Annotated in this window: 12 protein-coding genes; 7 read left to right on the top strand and 5 right to left on the bottom strand. The window is 43.3% G+C overall.

All coding sequences use genetic code 11. The features are described 5' to 3' along the window. Nucleotides 1-12: 12 nt before the first annotated feature. From J0654_RS15900 to J0654_RS15880, 5 genes are all read right to left on the bottom strand, one after another. Nucleotides 13-519, bottom strand: coding sequence for a rod shape-determining protein MreD (locus J0654_RS15900; protein ID WP_207030104.1), 507 nt, complete (start codon nt 517-519; stop codon nt 13-15). Further along, on the bottom strand, nt 516-1,328 hold the full coding sequence (gene mreC, locus J0654_RS15895; protein WP_207030103.1) for a rod shape-determining protein MreC: 813 nt from the start codon (nt 1,326-1,328) through the stop codon (nt 516-518). Before mreC ends, J0654_RS15900 begins: the two co-directional genes overlap by 4 nt. A gap of 65 nt (nt 1,329-1,393) precedes the next feature. After that, nucleotides 1,394-2,422, bottom strand: a complete 1,029-nt coding sequence (locus tag J0654_RS15890) for a rod shape-determining protein (protein WP_207030102.1) — start codon at nt 2,420-2,422, stop codon at nt 1,394-1,396. A 55-nt stretch (nt 2,423-2,477) separates the two neighbouring features. After that, complete coding sequence (gene purH, locus J0654_RS15885; RefSeq protein WP_207030101.1) at nt 2,478-4,007, bottom strand: bifunctional phosphoribosylaminoimidazolecarboxamide formyltransferase/IMP cyclohydrolase; 1,530 nt, start codon at nt 4,005-4,007, stop codon at nt 2,478-2,480. 93 nt (nt 4,008-4,100) lie between these two features. After that, nucleotides 4,101-4,553: a GAF domain-containing protein gene (locus tag J0654_RS15880; RefSeq protein WP_207030100.1), complete on the bottom strand. Its 453-nt coding sequence runs from the start codon at nt 4,551-4,553 to the stop codon at nt 4,101-4,103. Between the two features lie 135 nt (nt 4,554-4,688). On the opposite strand from J0654_RS15880, the gene J0654_RS15875 reads away from it, so the two are divergent. The 7 genes from J0654_RS15875 to J0654_RS15845 all read left to right on the top strand — a co-directional run bounded on the left by J0654_RS15875 (nt 4,689) and on the right by J0654_RS15845 (nt 14,354). Next, the gene (locus J0654_RS15875) at nt 4,689-5,075 is read left to right on the top strand and encodes an HYC_CC_PP family protein (protein ID WP_237686029.1); all 387 of its coding nucleotides are present in this window, start codon (nt 4,689-4,691) and stop codon (nt 5,073-5,075) included. A gap of 91 nt (nt 5,076-5,166) precedes the next feature. Then, nucleotides 5,167-8,907, top strand: coding sequence for an efflux RND transporter permease subunit (locus J0654_RS15870; RefSeq protein ID WP_207030099.1), 3,741 nt, complete (start codon nt 5,167-5,169; stop codon nt 8,905-8,907). Beyond that, nucleotides 8,904-10,124, top strand: coding sequence for a TolC family protein (locus J0654_RS15865; RefSeq protein ID WP_207030098.1), 1,221 nt, complete (start codon nt 8,904-8,906; stop codon nt 10,122-10,124). The genes J0654_RS15870 and J0654_RS15865 overlap by 4 nt, the downstream gene beginning before the upstream one ends. A 16-nt stretch (nt 10,125-10,140) precedes the next feature. Next, entirely contained in the window at nt 10,141-10,497 is a 357-nt protein-coding gene (locus J0654_RS15860) for a heavy metal-binding domain-containing protein (protein ID WP_207030097.1), read from the top strand. Between the two features lie 22 nt (nt 10,498-10,519). Further along, nucleotides 10,520-11,071 (top strand): helix-turn-helix domain-containing protein, encoded by a 552-nt coding sequence (locus tag J0654_RS15855; RefSeq protein ID WP_207030096.1) that lies wholly within the window; start codon nt 10,520-10,522, stop codon nt 11,069-11,071. Nucleotides 11,072-11,138: 67 nt separating this feature from the next. Continuing rightward, the gene (locus J0654_RS15850; protein WP_207030095.1) at nt 11,139-13,640 is read left to right on the top strand and encodes a heavy metal translocating P-type ATPase; all 2,502 of its coding nucleotides are present in this window, start codon (nt 11,139-11,141) and stop codon (nt 13,638-13,640) included. A gap of 6 nt (nt 13,641-13,646) precedes the next feature. Continuing rightward, entirely contained in the window at nt 13,647-14,354 is a 708-nt protein-coding gene (locus J0654_RS15845) for a hypothetical protein (protein ID WP_207030094.1), read from the top strand. The last annotated feature ends 3 nt before the right edge of the window (nt 14,355-14,357 follow it).

Raw genomic sequence — 14,357 nt, 5'->3', positions numbered from 1 at the left:
AAAACTACGTTTTTATTCGCTTTTTGGACTAAAAAGTGAACTGAATAATACACAAAGTATTAAAGTTACAACACCTGTGGCAAAAACTTTTTTCAAAATTAATAGGATATGGGCAATACTTAAAATTTCGAACGAAAAGAATATCAGGTGATGCAAAAGTACAAGTAAGGCCAAAAACGTGATCCGCTGCACCTTGGTCGTGTTCTTAAAACTGAAACTCTGGAAATCATAATTTACCCCGAAACAAAATCGCATGATCGCTGGTCTGGCATAGGCAATGGTTACCGAAGCCAAAGCATTTAGGGCAAGTGTATCCGAGAAAATATCTATGACCAGTCCCAATAAAAAAGCGGTGAGCATAAAAATGGCCCTGTTCCCTTTGATAGGATACCAATAAAAGAAAACTACGTAAACAAAAGGATTTATAAAGCCCAAAAAGTTCAGGTTGTTGAAAATCAGCACCTGTGTGATGACCAACAACACAAAACGTAAAATATTTATGACCAGGGTGTTGTTCATTCTATGGTTCTGGATTCTAGTTCCTCGATTTCCTCTTTGTCCTTGTTCTGTATCAAGTATACATTTTTGATGTTGGCCATATCGGAAAACAATTGCACATCAATGTTGTAAAAACTCTTGGCATCGTTAAGGTCATACTTTTTAATTGTTCCGATGGGTACGTTTTCTGGAAAAATACTGGACATGCCCCCAGTAACAATGGTGTCCCCCACAACCAAGGGAACCAATCGGGGGATATCAACGAGCTGGACAACGGTATAGTCTTTTGTGTCCCAAATCAAAGAGCCAAAGTATTCGGTACCTTGTATTTTGGCATTGATGTTGGATTTGGTATTGAGCACACTTTGCACTGTGGCAAAACTGTTGGATACATTTTCCACGATTCCTAAAATCCCTTCTGTGGTGATCACGCCCATATCCTGGTGCACTCCGTCTTCTTCTCCTTTGTCTATTAAAACATAGTTTCGGGGGGAGGTAAAACTATTTTTGATAAGCTTGGCGTCTAGAACTTGGTAGATGGCCAAAGTGGAATCCAAGGGTTCAATACTATCATATTGGGTGTTGAAGAGCATTTTTCGTAACTGTTTGTTTTCCTCCACCAATCTTTTGTTCTCTTCTTGTAAGTTGAAATATGAGGACATATCGGAACCGGCACCATAAATACTGCCCGTGACCCATCGTGATGAATTAAAAAATTTGGATTGATGGTAGGAGTGCGACCGAATGGTCATCACCAAGGCTATAAACGCAAAAAACACATACAAAAATGCATTTCGATACCGTAAAATAAAATTGATGATGCGTTGCATGCAATCGTATCGTTAAGAAGGTTTTTCAACTCCTTGAAGGTAATAGAACTGTAAGGATTACAGGTCTATTTTATTAAAATACTTTTATAGCGTTCCAAGTTTTTAAGCGCAATACCTGTACCTCGAACAACCGCTCTCAAAGGATCTTCGGCAATGTAAACGGGCAAATCGGTTTTAAGGGAAAGCCTTCTGTCCAATCCTCGAAGCATAGATCCGCCACCTGCCAAATAAATACCTGTATTGTAGATATCGGCGGCAAGTTCGGGTGGCGTTTGGGACAAGGTTTCCATAACTGCGTCCTCTACTCGTAAAATACTCTTGTCCAAGGCCTTGGCAATTTCCCGATAAGAAACCTGGACCTGTTTTGGTTTTCCTGTCAAAAGATCACGTCCTTGGATGGATTTATCCTCTGGCGGGGATTTTAGATCCTCTGTGGCCGAACCAATCTCTATTTTGATGGCTTCTGCCGTGCTTTCGCCCACATATAGGTTGTGTTGGGTGCGCATATAATAAATGATGTCGTTGGTAAACACATCCCCCGCAATTTTTACGGACTTGTCACAAACGATACCTCCTAGTGCGATTACGGCAATCTCCGTGGTACCACCACCTATATCCACGATCATGTTTCCTTTCGGCTGCATAATATCAAGACCAATACCGATGGCAGCGGCCATGGGCTCATGAATCAGGTATACCTCTTTACCGTTGACGCGTTCCGCAGACTCACGTACCGCTCGCATTTCCACTTCTGTAATACCCGAAGGAATACAAATGACCATCCGCAACGCAGGCGGGAACCACTTTTTCTTGAGCGCTGGAATATTTTTGATGAACATGCTGATCATCTTTTCCGATGCATCAAAATCGGCGATAACCCCATCTTTCAATGGTCGTATGGTCTTGATGTTTTCATGGGTCTTACCCTGCATCATATTGGCTTCGCGGCCCACCGCGATAATTTTTCCTGATACGCGGTCCCTAGCCACAATGGAAGGACTGTCAACAACCACTTTGTCCAAATGGATGATCAGGGTATTTGCAGTACCAAGGTCAATAGCTATTTCCTCGGTCATGAAATCAAAAAATCCCATAAAAAAAGCGTCTATTTCGGATTAACGGTAAAATTTATCGGCTAAAGTACTAAAATTAATGTTTAAAATGCCTAGTACCTGTCATCACCATCGCCAATCCATTTTCATTGCAATAATCAATGCTCAATTGGTCCTTGATGGAGCCTCCTGGTTGTATCACACTTTTAATGCCTGCTTTGTCCGCAATCTCCACACAATCAGGGAATGGGAAGAAGGCATCACTGGCCATAACGGCACCTTTCAAATCAAATTCAAAAGACTTTGCTTTATGGATGGCTTGGTTCAGGGCATCAACACGTGAGGTTTGCCCGGTACCACTTGCACACAATTGTTTGTTCTTGGCCAAAACAATGGTGTTACTTTTGGTGTGCTTGCACAACTTGGAGGCAAAAATCAGATCCTCGATTTCTCCCGGAGTCGGTTTTTTGTCCGTTACAGGGTTAAGATCCTCTTTGGAATCGGTCTTGGAATCCTTATCCTGGACCAAAACACCGTTCAAACAAGTTCTGACCAAAGTCTCTGGTAATTCAACCTCATTTTGAATCAAAATGATTCTATTTTTTTTGCCCTTTAAGATTTCCAATGCTTCATCAGAATAACTGGGGGCAATGACCACTTCGCAGAACAATTTGTGGATTTCCTCGGCCGTTGGCTTGTCAATTTCAACATTCGAGATCAGAATACCGCCAAATGCTGAAACAGGGTCGCCGGCCAGAGCATCCACATACGCTTGATGGATGGTATTTCGGGTGGCCAGTCCGCAGGCATTGTTGTGTTTTAGAATGGCAAAGGTCGGGTCGTCATTTTTAAATTCGCCCATCAAATTTACGGCAGCATCCACGTCCAAAAGATTGTTGTAGGATAGCTCTTTACCATGCAGTTTGGAGAACATGGCATCAAAATCACCAAAGAAGAATCCTTTTTGGTGTGGGTTTTCACCGTAGCGCAATACCTGACCCTTGGTCTCGCTTATTTTCAATACGGCTTCTTCATGGTTCTGATTGAAATAGTTGAAGATGGCGGTATCGTAATGTGATGAAATATTGAAGGCCTTGGTGGCAAAACGTTTACGGTCTTCCAAGGTGGTGGTTCCGTTGCCTTCGGAAATCACGTTCAAAAAGTCTTCGTAATCCTCCATGGAAGATACACAGAGTACATCCTTGAAGTTTTTGGCAGCAGCCCTGATCAAGGAAATACCACCGATATCGATTTTTTCGATAATATCTTGTTCCGATGCGCCACTGGCAACGGTTTTTTCAAAAGGGTAAAGGTCCACGATCACAATGTCCAACTGTGGAATGTCAAATTCCTCCATTTGGGCCACATCACTCTCATTGTCCTGCCTGTTCAAAATGCCTCCAAAAACCTTAGGGTGCAATGTTTTTACACGGCCACCCAATATGGATGGGTAGCTGGTTACGTCTTCAACAGGTACCACATCGATACCAAGATCTCGGATAAATTTTTCGGTCCCCCCTGTAGAATAAAGGGTTACTCCCAGTTCGTCCAATTTTTTAACGATGGGTTCGAGCCCATCTTTATGAAATACTGAAATTAATGCGGCAGCGGCTTTTTTTGCAGTCATCTTCTGTGTCTTAGAATCAATTTATTAAGCGCACAAAAGTACTTTTTTTGAAGCTAAAAAGCAGCACGGTTTATCAATAAATTGGGAGAAGTTTTACAGAATCTCCGCCACTTTCTGGTTGATGAATTCCAAAAAGCGCTCATCTTCCTCTGTAAATGGGTCCGGAGTATTGGAATCGATATCGATTTGGCCCACATTTTCACCGTTTACAAACAAGGGAACCACAATTTCTGCTTTTACCGTAATGCTACAGGCGATATAATTGTCTTGAGCGGCCACATCGGGTACCACAAAGTTCTCATTGCTCACGGCCACTTGTCCGCAGATGCCCTTTCCAAACGGTATGATGGTATGATCGGTCGGTTCGCCAGCGTAGGGTCCCAGTTTCAATTCCTCTTTATCCCCATTTTTAAAATAAAACCCTACCCAATCGTAATAATCCACATTGGTTTGTAAAAGTTCGCAGATTTCGCCCAAACGGGTATCCACGGATTTGGTTTCATCCTTTACGATTTCGAGTAACTTGGGTTCCAATGATTTTAGCATGAGATGATTTTTTTTTTGCAAATGTATTGAATAGTGGATTTGTACGACAAATTAAAGAGAGCTTACATGTTGAAAACAGATAAAGTTCTGTTAAGCAAAACAATAATTGTTGATATTTTGTAGTTTTGTAATCGAATGAAACAGATTTTTCATCAAATAGTATCCTCATTAATGGCCCTTTTGGTCTTGGCCTCTACAGTTTCGTGGACGGTCGACAAGCATATTTGTATGGGGAAAGTGATGGATATTTCCTTATTTGCCCATGCCGATGACTGCGGTATGGACATGGAAATGGAAAAATCCTGTTGTGATGATGAAACTTTTACCCTTCAAGGTCAGCATGACCTAAAAATTTCCTTTGAGAACTTTGATTTGGACCAACAAGTCTTCTTGGTAAGCTTTGTCCAAACCTATTTTCAGCTTTTCGAAATTGATTCTCAAGAACCCGTTACTTTCGGTGAATATAATCCGCCCCCATTGATACGGGACGTACAGGTTCTTGACCAGACTTTCCTTATTTGATTTAAACTTGGATTGAATTACCCGACTTATTTGGTCGGGCGTCTGCATTTATGCGCGTTTTGTATTGATCTAATGTTTAAATCAAACCTTTATGCTGAACAAGAGCATCAAATTTTTAATAGAGAACAAATTGGTAGCTGTGCTGCTCCTGCTATTTTTTATGGCATGGGGTATTGTTAGTACTCCTTTTAATTGGGATACTGGCGGCATTTTGCCCAGTAACCCCGTTGCCGTGGATGCAATTCCCGATATTGGCGAAAACCAACAAATTGTTTTTACCAAGTGGCCAGGTCGTTCTCCACAAGATATAGAAGATCAGATCACCTATCCGTTGACCACTTCGTTATTGGGCATTCCAGGGGTCAAGACCATTCGAAGTTCTTCTATGTTCGGTTTTTCCAGCATATACATCATTTTTGAGGAGGATGTGGAATTCTACTGGAGTCGAAGCCGTATTTTGGAAAAACTCAATTCGCTTCCCAATAACTTGTTGCCAAATGGTGTAAACCCTGCTTTGGGACCCGATGCCACGGCTTTGGGACAGATTTTCTGGTATACGCTGGAAGGTCGCGATAAAGAAGGCAATGTGACTGGAGGATGGGATTTGCAGGAACTTCGTAGTGTACAGGATTACTATGTAAAATACGCTCTTTCTTCTGCATCCGGTGTATCCGAAGTGGCATCCATCGGAGGTTTTGTTCAGGAATACCAAGTGGATGTGGACCCCGAACTGATGAAACAGTACAATGTTGGTTTGGATCAAGTGGTGAAAGCCGTAAAACAGAGCAATCGGGATATTGGTGCACAGACCTTGGAAATCAATAAAGCCGAATATTTGGTGCGTGGGCTTGGCTACATTAAATCTTTGGACGATATAAAAAATGCTGTAGTTACTGCAACAGACTATACTTCCATTCGCGTTCAGGATGTGGCCCGGGTTTCTTTGGGGCCAGCTGTTCGCCGTGGGATTCTGGACAAGGAGGGTGCCGAAGTGGTAGGCGGTGTGGTTGTAGCCCGTTATGGCGCCAATCCGTTGGAAGTCATCAATAACGTAAAAGAACAAATAAAGGAGCTGAGTGCAGGACTACCTTCCAAAGAATTAAAGGATGGAACCACTTCACAGCTCACCATTGTACCTTTTTACGATAGAACCGAACTTATCCAAGAAACACTTGGAACACTCAATGAAGCCTTGACCCTTGAAATTCTGATCACCATTTTGGTGATTGTGGTCATGGTATTTAATCTTAGGGCCTCCGTTTTGATTTCTGGACTGCTGCCCGTTGCAGTGCTCATGGTGTTCATCGCTATGAAAATGTTCGGGGTAGAGGCCAATATCGTAGCACTATCAGGTATCGCCATTGCAATTGGAACCATGGTAGATGTTGGGGTGATTCTCTCGGAGAACATTATTCGTCATATGGATGAGAACGATGCAAGCTTGTCGACCAATGAAGTGGTCTATAATGCGACTTCCGAGGTGTCAGGCGCTATTTTGACTGCGGTGCTGACTACCATCATCAGTTTTATTCCTGTGTTTACCATGGTGGGGGCCGAAGGAAAGCTCTTCCGACCCCTGGCCTTTACTAAAACCATGGCATTGACGGCTTCCATAATCGTTGCCCTCTTTTTGATCCCACCTTTTGCAGCTGCAATTTTTAGAAAGAAAAGTGTAAATCAAATTTTCAAATACATTTGGAACGGTCTTTTGATCGCCTTGGGGTTGGCGGCCATCGCTTTCGGATATTGGTTGGGCTTGGCCTTGATCGCCTTTGGTGTTTCGGGAATCCTAAAATGGAGAGAGGTTATTGATGAAAAATGGGCAGGAATGCTCAATGTGGGTATTTGTGTTGTTACGATTATTTTCTTGTTGGCCGCTTATTGGAGACCGTTGGGCTTTGATCGGAGTATTGGTATAAATCTGTTTTTTGTTGGGTTGATATGTGGTGGTCTATTGGGCGTATTTTACCTCTTTAGACAATATTACGGTCGTATTTTGACCTGGGCCTTGGAAAACAAATTACTGTTCCTTTCCATTCCTACCGTAATTGTGGTCTTCGGATTTATGATCATGCGGAACACGGGCCAAGAGTTCATGCCTTCCTTAAATGAAGGTTCCTTCTTATTGATGCCCACTTCACTGCCACATGCCGGGGTGGAAGAAAACAAACGGGTCCTGCAGCAGCTAGATATGGCTGTTGCCACCATTCCCGAGATTCAAACCGTGGTAGGAAAAGCGGGTAGAACGGAATCCGCTTTAGATCCAGCACCCCTTTCCATGTACGAGAACATTATACAATACAGGTCGGAGTATCAAAAAAATGAAGCGGGAAGTCCGCAGCGATTCAAGGTAAATACGGATGGTTATTTTGAGTTGAGCAACGGAAAAGTGCTCGCCAATCCAAATTTAGAAGTAAGCAATGAGCAGAACTATGCCGAAAACCATGTGAGCGAACCATTACGAATAGATAGGGACCTTTTGATTCCGGATGAAGACGGTGAATACTTTAGAAACTGGCGTCCGGAAATAGAGCGTCCAGACGATATTTGGAACGAAATAGTGAAAGTTACCAAGTTGCCCGGGGTTACTTCAGCTCCCAAATTACAACCAATTGAAACGCGTTTGGTAATGCTTCAAACCGGGATGCGAGCTCCCATGGGCATTAAAGTGAAAGGTCAGGATTTAAAGGAAATCGAAAACTTTGGACTTCAATTGGAACCCATTTTAAAAGAAGCTGCCGGGGTAAAAGATGAAGCGGTTTTTGCCGACCGAATCGTTGGCAAGCCCTATCTCCTTATCGATATTGATCGCGAAAAACTTGTTCGCTACGGTCTAGTGATAGAAGATGTCCAGCAAATTCTGGAGGTTGCCCTTGGCGGGAAGACGCTGACCCAAACCGTTGAAGGAAGGGAGCGCTACAGTGTTCGCGTGCGCTACCCAAGGGAGCTTCGGGAGAATCCCACCGATATCGGAAACATTTATGTTCCAGTGCAAAAAGGCAGTCCGGTGCCGTTGAGCGAATTGGTAACCATCCGATACGAGCAAGGACCGCAAGCCATTAAAAGTGAGGATACCTTTTTAGTGGGCTACGTGCTGTTCGATAAACAAGACGGCTATGCTGAAGTGGACGTGGTCGAAAATGCACAGGCCAAGATCCTGGAAAAGATTGAAAGCGGGCAATTGACGGTGCCCAAAGGCATCAGCTACCAGTTTACGGGCTCGTATGAAAACCAGTTGCGGGCCAAGAAAACCTTGTCCGTGGTGGTTCCATTGGCATTGTTGATCATATTCTTGATTCTCTACTTCCAGTTTAGGTCGGTTGCCACATCCTTGATGGTGTTTTCTGGGATTATGGTAGCATTTGCCGGCGGATTTTTAATGATATGGTTCTACGGTCAGGATTGGTTCCTCAACTTTAGTTTTATGGGTGAAAACCTGAGGGACCTTTTTCAAATGCACACTATCAACCTGAGTGTGGCGGTATGGGTAGGATTTATTGCGCTGTTCGGTATTGCCACGGATGATGGGGTAGTGATGGCTACATATCTTACCCAAACTTTTGATAAGAACCGACCCGACAACTTGAAAGGTATTCATGCTTCGGTTTTGGAAGCAGGTCAAAAACGAATCAGACCTTGTTTGATGACCACGGCGACTACAATTTTAGCGCTATTGCCCGTGCTTACCAGTACAGGTAGGGGAAGCGACATTATGATACCCATGGCCATTCCAAGCTTTGGGGGTATGTTGATTGCATTAGTCACATTGTTTGTGGTACCAGTGCTGTACAGTTGGAAAAGTGAATTGCAACTTAAAATGCAAAACCGATGAGAAAAAGCTTCATTTATATAGTATTCGTTTTAACGACTATTGGCGTGAATGCCCAGTCCTTGGAGAGTTATCTTGAGGAAGCGGAATTGAACAGTCCCATGATTCAGGCCTTGGAATTGCGCTATAATATTGCCAAAGAAAAGGTAAACGAGGTAAACACCTTGCCCAATACCACTATTGGAGCTGGATATTTTATCAGTGAACCTGAGACCAGAACAGGGGCGCAGCGAGCCAAGTTTTCAGTATCTCAGATGTTGCCCTGGTTCGGAACCATTACAACCCGTGAAAATTATGCCAGCTCCATGGCGGACACTGAATTCGCGGAAATTGTGATAGCCAAACGAAAGTTGGCCCTTTCCGTAGCACAGTCCTACTATAAATTGTACGGGATTCGGGCCAAACAAAAAGTATTAGTGGAAAATATTGATCTGCTCAAAACCTATGAGACCTTGGCCCTGACCTCTGTGGAAGTTGGAAAGGCATCGGCCGTGGATGTTTTGAGACTCCAAATTCGCCAAAACGAACTGCAGCAGCAGAAAGAAGTGTTGGAACAATCCTACTTGGCTGAGCAGGCCATTTTCAACAATTTGTTGAATCGTGATGAAAGTATTGGAGTTGAGGTAGTCAACAATATGGACGTTCCCGAGAGCGACCCTATTCTTGACAGGGAAGATTTGAGTCTTAATCCAGAACTGCTCAAGTACGACCAATTGTACGAATCGGTAACGCAATCGGAATTGCTCAACCAAAAGGAGAATGCCCCGAGTTTTGGAATCGGGCTCGATTATATCCCTGTTTCGGAACGCGACGATATGGTTTTTAGCGATAATGGAAAGGATATTGTAATGCCGATGGTAACTTTTTCCATCCCCATTTTCAATAACAAGTTCAAGTCTATTACCAAGCAGAACGAGCTTCGTCACAAGGAAATAGAACTTCAAAAAGAAGAGCGGTTGAATGTATTGGAAAATGCCTATGCCGATGCAGTTTCGAAAAGAAACCAGGCACGTATTGCCCATCAAACCCAAACTAAAAACCTGAAACAGGCCAAGGATGCCGAAGAAATCCTGATCAAAAACTATGAAACGGGAACCATCGATTTTAACGATGTGCTGGACATTCAGGAGTTGCAGCTAAAGTTCCAGACGAATCAAATACAATCAGTGCAGTTGTATTACCTGCAATCTGCCATCATCAATTATTTAATTAACAAGTAAATTTAATATGTCAAAAATGAGAACAAACATTAGAACAATTATCGGAATCGCAGTTGCTTCAGTATTGGTACTTACCGTATCGTGCAAGGGAAAAACCGAGGAAGCAAAGGATACATCTACCGAAGCGACCATGGAACACGAAGGCCATGACATGGAAAACATGGACCACGACATGGATAGCATGGATCATGAAGGCCATGATATGGAGGGCATGGAAACTGCCAAAATGGAAGGCAAGGAGTATACCTCTAAATATGTTTGCCCAATGCATTGTGAGGGTAGTGGAAGCGATGAAGAGGGTAAATGCCCAGTTTGCGGGATGACCTATGTGTTGAACGAGGAGCATATGGCAGACGGACATACCCATAATTAATTAAGTTAGAATTGTACCAGCAATGCGCATCAAAGTGAAAAATATGGTTTGCGACAGGTGTAAAGGTGTTTTGAAACAAGAGTTTCGGAATGCTGGCATTGAGGTGGTACATATGGACTTGGGAGAAGTCCAATTTTCTGATGGGGCCCAAGAACAAATCGAGCGTATTCGGGAGATTTTGGTCAAAAATGGTTTTGAATTGATCGAGGATGTAAATGACAGTTATATTACTGATGTTAAAAAACACTTGATCAATGCCGTGAACGATGATTTGCGCCAGAATCTCTCGACATACCTATCAGGAAAAATGAACAAGGATTATTCGGCACTCAGTAAGATGTTCAGTGCTAAAGAAGGCCTTACCATCGAAAAGTATTTCATCCTTTTAAAAATTGAAAGGGTAAAGGAAGAAATCCAGATGGAAAGCAAAACATTTTCGGAAATCGCTTACGATTTGAATTATAAAAGCAGCAGCCATTTGGCCAAACAATTTAAATCGATAACGGGAATGTCCATGAGCGAATATCGAAAAGTACAAGATTGGAATCGGAAGCCCTTGGATGAAATTGTATAAAAGACATCCAGAATTGTAAAAGGCTTTTGACTGGTTTTCAGCTAGTTTTGAACAAAAAACAAACAAGATGAAACATACCTATCACATACACGGAATGAGCTGTAATGGCTGTAGAAGTCATGTAGAGGAAACACTTTCCAAAGTGGAAGGGGTCAATGCTGTCGAGGTAAGTCTGGAAAAAGCCGAGGCCGTAATCCAGATGGAGGAACATATCCCGATCCAAAGGTTTGAAGAAGCGCTGGAAAGTGATGGGGGCGGATACACTATTCATGCGAACGGAGGACACCATCATAAACCGAAGAAGAAGGAAAAAAAGCCTGTTTCCAACGGGAATGGCACCTTTTACTGTCCTATGCAATGCGAGGGAGATAAAACATATGACAAGCCTGGCGACTGTCCGGTTTGTGGGATGGATTTGATAGAGGAACAAAACACCTCTGCAAGCTCCAAACAGCAATGGACATGCCCCATGCACCCCGAAGTTGTGGAGGATGGCCCGGGTTCATGCCCTATTTGTGGAATGGATCTGGTACCCAAAGAACCAGAAGCCAGTGCGGAAGAGAAAACATATAAAAAACTGCTCAAGAAATTTTGGTTGGCGGTAGCTTTTACTTTGCCCATCTTTCTTATTGCCATGAGCGATATGTTGACCAACAATCCATTGCATGATGTAATGGCTCCAAAATATTGGAATTGGGTGCAGTTTGGACTATCGATCCCTGTAGTTTTTTATGCTACTTGGATGTTCTTTGAAAGAGCTTATCGAAGCATCAAAACATGGAATCTGAACATGTTTACATTGATTGGTATTGGGGCCGGTGTTGCATTTGTGTTCAGCGTGTTGGGATTGTTGTTTCCAGGATTCTTCCCTGATCAATTTAAAGGTGAATCCGGGGCGGTACATGTTTATTTTGAGGCGGCGACCGTAATCCTAACCTTGGTGCTTTTGGGACAATTACTGGAAGCGAGGGCGCACAGCAAAACCAATAATGCCGTTAAGGAATTGTTGAAATTGGCTCCCAATAAAGCTGTCAAGGTGGTAGATGGTGAAGAAGTAGAGGTAAGTATTGATGATATTGAAAAGGATGATATCCTCCGTGTAAAACCTGGAGAAAAAATTCCTGTGGATGGAATCATTACCGAGGGAGAAACTTCCGTGGATGAATCCATGATCACGGGCGAGCCCATTCCTGTTGAAAAAGGAGTTGAAGATACAGTAAGCAGCGGTACCATTAATGGGAATCAAACGTTTTTGATGAAGGCCGAAAAAGTAGGTAGTGATACCCTGCTGTCGCAAATCATCAATATGGTAAACGAAGCCAGTAGAAGTCGAGCACCCATTCAGAATTTGGCGGATAGGGTATCGGCCTATTTTGTGCCAACGGTGGTCGTTGTTTCCATCTTGACTTTCGCCGTTTGGGCCATTTGGGGTCCTCAGCCCACCTATGTTTACGCCTTGATCAATGCCATCGCGGTTCTGATCATAGCCTGTCCCTGTGCACTTGGTTTGGCGACACCCATGTCGGTGATGGTCGGGGTTGGGAAAGGTGCCCAAAATGGTGTGCTGATCAAAAACGCAGAAGCTCTGGAGAAAATGGCCGATGTGGACACCTTGATCATTGATAAAACAGGAACCATTACCGAAGGTAAGCCCACTTTTGACCATTTGGAAACCTTTTCTGATGAGTATTCAAAAGAAGATCTACTGCAATACTTGGTATCTGTAAATACCAATAGCGAACATCCCTTGGCTCAGGCTACTGTAAAGTACGGTAAGGAAAAAAACATTCAAATTCTAAAAACGGAGGCTTTCAATGCCGTTACCGGTATGGGTGTTGAAGGCAAAGTCAAGAATTCTGAAATTCTTTTGGGGAACATCAAGTTGATGGAAAAAGCCAAAGTGGAGATTTCCGATCAGATGAAGGAAAAGGTGAAAAAAGCACAAGAAGAGGGAAAAACGGTTTCTTACTTGGCCGTTGATGGCATCTGTCATGGTTTTGTGGCCATTGGAGATAAAATCAAGGAGACCAGTGGTAAGGCAATCAAAGCGATACAGGATAAGGGTATAGCGGTAATCATGCTCACCGGAGATAATGCGACCACGGCACGAGCTGTAGCCAGCGAACTGCATTTGAACGATTTTAAAGCGGAGACCCTACCTGAGGACAAAATGAAAGAGGTAGAGCGCTTGCAAGGAGAGGGCAAAGTAGTTGCCATGGCAGGAGATGGAATAAACGATGCTCCCGCATTGGCCAAAAGTGACCTGGGTATTGCCATGGGAACCGGAACCGATGTGGCTATTGAAAGCGCCATGATCACTTTGGTAAAAGGAGACCTTCATGGAATTGTAAAAGCACGTAACCTCAGTGAGGCCGTCATGAAAAACATAAAACAAAATCTATTTTTTGCATTGATATACAACACCATCGGAGTGCCGGTTGCAGCTGGAGTGCTTTATCCCTTCTTTGGGATTTTGCTCTCACCTATGATCGCTGCCTTGGCCATGAGCTTTAGCTCGGTATCGGTAATAGCCAATGCATTAAGATTACGAACTAAATCAATCGACTAAAACAATATGGTAAAACGGACAACAGCGGTTAAAATTAGAAAGGCCCATAGGTATTTGGGAATATTTTTGGGCATACAATTCATCATGTGGACAGCCAGTGGATTATATTTTAGCTGGACCGATATTGATGAGATCCATGGAGACCATTTTAGAAACATGGATCATGAACCCGCTGCTTTTGATGGGCTTATCGGGTTTTCCCAAATCAATTTGCCCGATAAAATCAGTTCGTTGAGCTTAAAGGAGATTGCAGGACAGCCTTATTACTGGATCAATAACGAATATTTGGTGGATGCCAAAACAGGAGACCATAAAGAGGGGATTACCGAAGCAGAAGCATTGGCCGTGGCAGAACGCGAAATGTCACCTGAATTAAAGGTAAAAGGCGTTGAGGTGATTGATGAGACCGATAAGCATCACGAGTATCGGGAAAGGAAGTTGCCCGCTTATGTGATCACCTACGATTCCCCCGAAAATATCAAGGCCTACGTTTCGGTGGCCGATGGGTCTTTTCAAACCGTAAGGCATCGCGACTGGCGGTGGTTCGATTTTCTTTGGATGACCCATACAATGGATTATGAAAGTAGGGATGATTTTAATACCACCGTGCTCCGGGCCTTTTCGCTTTTGGGGCTGATCACCGTGTTGAGCGGATTTTTACTTTGGTTTACCTCGTCACCAACGGTGAGGAAAGTCGTTAAACGAAAAAAATAGCGT

Origin of the sequence: Flagellimonas profundi, assembly GCF_017313275.1 — a bacterium.
Taxonomy (GTDB): domain Bacteria; phylum Bacteroidota; class Bacteroidia; order Flavobacteriales; family Flavobacteriaceae; genus Flagellimonas; species Flagellimonas profundi.
The sequence above is the reverse complement of the archived record's forward strand: the minus strand, read 5'-3'. Positions and strand labels throughout refer to the sequence as shown.

Excerpts from the sequence above, each read along its gene's own strand:
- J0654_RS15890 (WP_207030102.1), bottom strand. The coding sequence starts at position 2,422 with ATGGGATTTTTTGATTTCATGACCGAGGAAATAGCTATTGACCTTGGT.
- J0654_RS15860 (WP_207030097.1), top strand. The coding sequence starts at position 10,141 with ATGAGAACAAACATTAGAACAATTATCGGAATCGCAGTTGCTTCAGTA.
- J0654_RS15865 (WP_207030098.1), top strand. The coding sequence starts at position 8,904 with ATGAGAAAAAGCTTCATTTATATAGTATTCGTTTTAACGACTATTGGC.
- mreC (WP_207030103.1), bottom strand. The coding sequence starts at position 1,328 with ATGCAACGCATCATCAATTTTATTTTACGGTATCGAAATGCATTTTTG.
- J0654_RS15870 (WP_207030099.1), top strand. The coding sequence starts at position 5,167 with ATGCTGAACAAGAGCATCAAATTTTTAATAGAGAACAAATTGGTAGCT.
- J0654_RS15880 (WP_207030100.1), bottom strand. The coding sequence starts at position 4,553 with ATGCTAAAATCATTGGAACCCAAGTTACTCGAAATCGTAAAGGATGAA.
- purH (WP_207030101.1), bottom strand. The coding sequence starts at position 4,007 with ATGACTGCAAAAAAAGCCGCTGCCGCATTAATTTCAGTATTTCATAAA.
- J0654_RS15855 (WP_207030096.1), top strand. The coding sequence starts at position 10,520 with ATGCGCATCAAAGTGAAAAATATGGTTTGCGACAGGTGTAAAGGTGTT.
- J0654_RS15845 (WP_207030094.1), top strand. The coding sequence starts at position 13,647 with ATGGTAAAACGGACAACAGCGGTTAAAATTAGAAAGGCCCATAGGTAT.
- J0654_RS15850 (WP_207030095.1), top strand. The coding sequence starts at position 11,139 with ATGAAACATACCTATCACATACACGGAATGAGCTGTAATGGCTGTAGA.
- J0654_RS15875 (WP_237686029.1), top strand. The coding sequence starts at position 4,689 with ATGAAACAGATTTTTCATCAAATAGTATCCTCATTAATGGCCCTTTTG.
- J0654_RS15900 (WP_207030104.1), bottom strand. The coding sequence starts at position 519 with ATGAACAACACCCTGGTCATAAATATTTTACGTTTTGTGTTGTTGGTC.